This window comes from Sulfurovum sp. bin170 (genome assembly GCF_010892395.1).
GTDB lineage: Bacteria > Campylobacterota > Campylobacteria > Campylobacterales > Sulfurovaceae > UBA1140.
The window spans coordinates 1-4,675 of record NZ_JAACKB010000098.1; the positions used below are offsets into that span (position 1 = coordinate 1).

Here is a 4,675-nt window from a genome sequence, read left to right on the forward strand (position 1 = left end):
ATATGTTAAAGGCAATGCCAGGAAATGTCGATGCAGAGGTGATTAACCAAGTGCTGATACCTAAAATTATAAAAATAAAATATCCTGAACTTGATGATGAAGAGGTGGAGTCACTACGACAATTTGTAGTGGTCGATTCGGTGGTTAAAAATGGAGAGATAAAAGAGGAGGGGGATAAGAAGTTTATCAAGATGGCAGATAAATTTGTGAATATAGATGAGTTGCACATCGACTTGATAGATACTATTAACCCTTTTCAAAAAGCCTTTGAAATTTTATCTAAGTCTGTAACTACTGGGGTTTTAAAGCTGATTCAAGAGTCCATAGAGTTCACACGAATCACTATGACACAAGAGGAGGCTTTGATACTCTATCCAAAGATTGCCAAGTTCAAACAGGAGCGACATAGACTTCCTGATATAAATGCACTTGATGCTTTAGAGAAGCGAATGGCAGAGGCTTTGATATTTTTAAATAATTTAAGACGAGAGCGAAAAAATGGCTAAGTTTTCACTTGATGATATTTTGAATGAAGACCCTTTGGGGTTGCTTAGTGAAGCAAAGGCTAAAAATCCTGTAGTGACTGCTAATGATAGGCTTCTTGCATCATTTGAAGAGATAAATCTTTTTGTAGAGAAGAATGGTCATGAACCAAAGCGTTCACTTGATATGACTGAACGAGGATTGTATGCACGACTACAAGGGATACGAGAAGATGGTCAAAAAGTAGAAGCACTTCAAAAATATGATAGGTTTAATCTGTTGCAAATCTTGGAAGCGATGGCTTTAGCCTCGTACTATTCGGGGCTAAAGCCTCCGATTCCAATGTCCATTGATGATATTTTGAATGATGATATTTTAGGGCTTTTGAGTGATAATACAGAGGATATATTTACACTTAAAAATGTACCTAAAACAACAACCATGCCTGACTATGTTGCATCAAGAAAACGATGTAAAAATTTTGATAAATTTGAAGAGCTTTTTAAAAAGTGTCAAGTTGATTTGAAAATAGGCAAAAGGAGATTAATTAAATTTCAAAATGAACAGCAGATAAGAGAGGGGTACTATTTTGTATTAAAAGGTATTTTACTATTTGTAGCAAGTGTGGGAGAGAGTCAGAAAGTAAAGGGTAAAACAAATGCAAGACTACGATTAATATTTGAAAATGGTACAGAGTCCGATATGTTACTTCGTTCACTCTCTGCTGAACTCTACAAAGATGGTAAAAGGGTTACCGAATATGATGAGAGCAAACTGGGTGGACTATATAGTATAACAGATGATGACAAGCAGAGTGGATATATTTATGTTTTGAAATCTTTAAGTAGTGATGATAGGATTGCTACCAAGAGAAATCTCTATAAGATAGGGTTTTCAAAAGGGGATGTCAAAGAGAGGATTAAAAATGCTAGAAATGAACCAACTTATTTGATGGCAGATGTTGCTATTGTGGATATTTATCAATGTTTTAATATGAACAGTCAAAAATTAGAACAACTGCTTCATAAGTTTTTTGGAAAAGCATGTTTGAATATAGAGATTTTTGATAATGAGGCAAAACGACATAGTCCAAGAGAGTGGTTTATAGCTCCGATTGATGTTATTGAAGAAGCTATTAGACTACTTATTAGTAATAAGATTATTGATTATAGTTATGATGTAGAGAGTGAGACTATTATAAATGAATAATAAACAATTTGGTTCTGCCATAATTTTTGCAGGAGGAAAAAGCTCACGAATGGGGCAAGATAAGGCTCTGCTCCCATTTGGTGGCTACTCTACTCTTGCCGAGTATCAATATGTGAAACTTTCTGAAATATTTGATAAAGTTTATATCTCTGCTAAATCTAATAAGTTTGATTTTGATTGTAGTGTAATAGAGGATTGTTATGAGGAGTCATCACCTCTTGTAGGGATTGTCTCTATTTTTGAAAGTCTTGATATTGAGGAGATTTTTATTTTGAGTGTTGATGCTCCATTTATAGATATAGAGACTATAGAGAAGTTATATGAAAACTCTATATCTTCAAAAGATGTTATCGTTGCTAAGTCATCTTTTGGAGTAGAGCCTCTCTGTGCTATCTATAGACGAACTATACTTTCTAAAGCCAAAGAGCTTTTAGAGGAGAATAATCACAGGTTACAAGCTCTACTCTCTAGTGTAGAGACTCAAATTGTAGAGTTCGATAGAGATGAAAATTTTATGAATTTAAATCATCCAGAAGAGTATCAAAAAGCGATTAATTCACCTCTTCTAACATCTCTCCAATCATAGTTTTAGTAAAATAGATAAACTTCTCAAAGAGTTCACTATGATACTTATCTTTATGATAAATCATCAAAAAATTTCGTTTACACACAAAGTTCTTTAGTGGTACTCTGATAAGTTTATGGTTTTCAATCTCATTTCTTACCGCAATTTTTGATATACAAGTTAGACATTGATGGTTTATTAGAAGTGATTTTATCGACTCTGTATGACCCAACTCCAAAAAGATATTGATATGGTCAACTTTATCTTTTACATAATCCAAAAAGACATCACGAGTACCAGAACCCTCTTCTCTTAGAACCCACTTTCTATCTTGTATAGTATCAATAAATAACTCCTTGTTCAGAGAGGTATCTGTAGTCACAACAACGAGTTCATCAACCCCAATAATCTCTTTGATTATATCTGGATCATTAACCAAACCCTCTATAAACCCAACATCTATCTCCCCACCTTTTAACAGCTCTACTATGCGTTTGGTGTTCCCCTCTTTGAGTCCTACCTTTACATCAGGATAGTTATTCATGTAGCTACATATTATAGGTGGCATTAGATAGTCTACTATTGTGGTACTTGCACCTACTCTTACCATCCCTTTATTGACGGTATTTTTAAACTCATACTCAATATCATTTAACTTTTTGACAATCGGAGAGATCTCTTTATCAAAAGCTCTACCCATCTCATTGAGTATAAGTTTTTTATTGATTCTATCAAAAAGAGGATTACCTAGTATATTCTCAAGCTCTTTAATAGACATAGAGATAGCCGACTGGCTTAGACCCATTTTTTTTGCAACATTGGTAAGATGTCCTTCTCGAACAACATTTAGAAAGATTTCCATTTGGCGTAGCGTTAATTTCATGATTTATTTCCATAATCTATTTTAATAGTATTATATCAGAAAAATATCTTATTTTGAAGAAAATCATCAAAAAAACTGTATAAATTAAACTAACTCCACACCTTTTTCACCTTTAATCATCTCTCCAATCACATATCCATCCGTATTGGCACAAACACTCTCTACATCATCTGCATTCACAACAAGAATCATCCCAACACCCATATTAAAGGTTCTGAACATCTCCTCCTCATCAACATGTTTAGCCATAAACTCAAAGATAGGAAGAATCCTAATGCTCTCTCTATTAATTTTTGCTCTCATTCCATCAGGGAGTACTCTTGGTAGATTTTCAACTATTCCACCACCTGTAATGTGTGCAAGAGCTTTAATTTTATTTCGATTGGTTTTAAACTCTTTGACATAGATTCTTGTAGGTGTAAGAAGTGTTTCTATTAGAGGTTTACCATTAAAATCATCATCTAAGCTCATCCCCAACTTATCAAAGAAAAGCTTTCTGACAAGTGAATAACCATTAGAGTGAACACCAGAGCTTGGAAGTGCAATAATTATCTGCCCCTCTTTCACATTTGCCAAAGTATCAAGCTCACTTCTCTCTGCTATACCCACAGCAAATCCTGCCAAATCAAAATCATCATCTGAGTACATCCCAGGCATCTCAGCAGTCTCTCCACCCACCAAAGAGCACTCAGAACGGCGACAACCCTCTGCGATTCCTGCTACAACAGCCTGTGCATTTTTAGGCACAAGTTTTCCTGTTGCATAGTAATCCAAGAAGAACATAGGAGTACCAAAGTTACAGATAAGGTCATTGACACACATCGCTACCAAGTCTATACCCACAGTGTCAAATCTGTTACTCTCAATTGCAAGTTTTAGTTTAGTTCCAACCCCATCAGTAGCAGATAGAATCACAGGCTCTTTGTATCCTGTAGGAAGTGCATAAGCCCCTGCAAATGACCCAATTCCTCCAATTACATTAGAGTCAAAAGTTGATTTTACATCATCTTTAATCGCCTCTACAAAACTGTTACCCGCATCTATATCTACACCAGCGTCTTTATAAGAGATGTTTGCCATTAATTTTTATCCTCGTTACATGATGGAAAGGCAGCACTGAGTACTTTGGTAATATAACAAAACCCTGTAAATCCAGAAAAAATCAACATAATCATAATGCCTACATGCAGTATAAACGCAGCCTTTAGTGAACCAATAGCTGCCAACATCATCACAATGCCCAGTGCCATAGCTAAAAGAATTTTTTGTAGTTTCTCAACACACATAATACCCTCCAAAATTTTTTGCGATATTATATCTAAAACTAACTGTTTAGTTTGTGACTTAATTTGTCTTGGTTGGCAATGAATAGACCTTTTGGAATAAGAATAATTTCCTAATTAAGTTAAATATTTTATTTTTTAGTTTACTAAAATAAAAATATTAAAATACATAATAGATTATTATAAAACATTAAAAATGATAAAATGTTTTTTTTAATTAAAAAAAATTTCTATTATTTGAAGGATGATTTA

Annotated in this window: 5 protein-coding genes and 1 pseudogene; 3 read left to right on the forward strand and 3 right to left on the reverse strand. The window is 34.1% G+C overall.

Features of this window, described 5'->3' with window-relative positions:
- From GSY74_RS02300 to mobA, 3 genes and pseudogenes are all read left to right on the forward strand, one after another.
- A pseudogene (locus GSY74_RS02300) lies at positions 1-506 on the forward strand (ATP-dependent helicase); the annotation flags it as partial.
- Positions 499-1,692, forward strand: a complete 1,194-nt coding sequence (locus tag GSY74_RS02305; RefSeq protein WP_164663501.1) for a GIY-YIG nuclease family protein — start codon at positions 499-501, stop codon at positions 1,690-1,692. The pseudogene GSY74_RS02300 and the gene GSY74_RS02305, both read left to right, overlap by 8 nt.
- Positions 1,685-2,278, forward strand: a complete 594-nt coding sequence (gene mobA, locus GSY74_RS02310; protein ID WP_164663502.1) for a molybdenum cofactor guanylyltransferase MobA — start codon at positions 1,685-1,687, stop codon at positions 2,276-2,278. Before GSY74_RS02305 ends, mobA begins: the two co-directional genes overlap by 8 nt.
- On the opposite strand, the gene GSY74_RS02315 is transcribed toward mobA, so the two are convergent.
- From GSY74_RS02315 to GSY74_RS02325, 3 genes are all read right to left on the reverse strand, one after another.
- Positions 2,244-3,140, reverse strand: coding sequence for a LysR family transcriptional regulator (locus GSY74_RS02315; protein WP_164663503.1), 897 nt, complete (start codon positions 3,138-3,140; stop codon positions 2,244-2,246). The two genes, mobA and GSY74_RS02315, sit on opposite strands and share 35 nt — an antisense overlap.
- 84 nt (positions 3,141-3,224) lie before the next feature.
- Positions 3,225-4,220 (reverse strand): phosphoribosylformylglycinamidine cyclo-ligase, encoded by a 996-nt coding sequence (purM, locus tag GSY74_RS02320; protein ID WP_164663504.1) that lies wholly within the window; start codon positions 4,218-4,220, stop codon positions 3,225-3,227.
- A complete protein-coding gene (locus GSY74_RS02325; protein ID WP_164663505.1) occupies positions 4,220-4,426 on the reverse strand; it encodes a YgaP-like transmembrane domain in 207 nt (68 codons plus the stop codon). Before GSY74_RS02325 ends, purM begins: the two co-directional genes overlap by 1 nt.
- Positions 4,427-4,675 lie beyond the last annotated feature (249 nt).

Bases quoted from the DNA above. Each gene is read 5' to 3' on its own strand.
- GSY74_RS02305 (WP_164663501.1), top strand. From the start codon at position 499: ATGGCTAAGTTTTCACTTGATGATATTTTGAATGAAGACCCTTTGGGG.
- mobA (WP_164663502.1), top strand. From the start codon at position 1,685: ATGAATAATAAACAATTTGGTTCTGCCATAATTTTTGCAGGAGGAAAA.
- GSY74_RS02315 (WP_164663503.1), bottom strand. From the start codon at position 3,140: ATGAAATTAACGCTACGCCAAATGGAAATCTTTCTAAATGTTGTTCGA.
- purM (WP_164663504.1), bottom strand. From the start codon at position 4,220: ATGGCAAACATCTCTTATAAAGACGCTGGTGTAGATATAGATGCGGGT.
- GSY74_RS02325 (WP_164663505.1), bottom strand. From the start codon at position 4,426: ATGTGTGTTGAGAAACTACAAAAAATTCTTTTAGCTATGGCACTGGGC.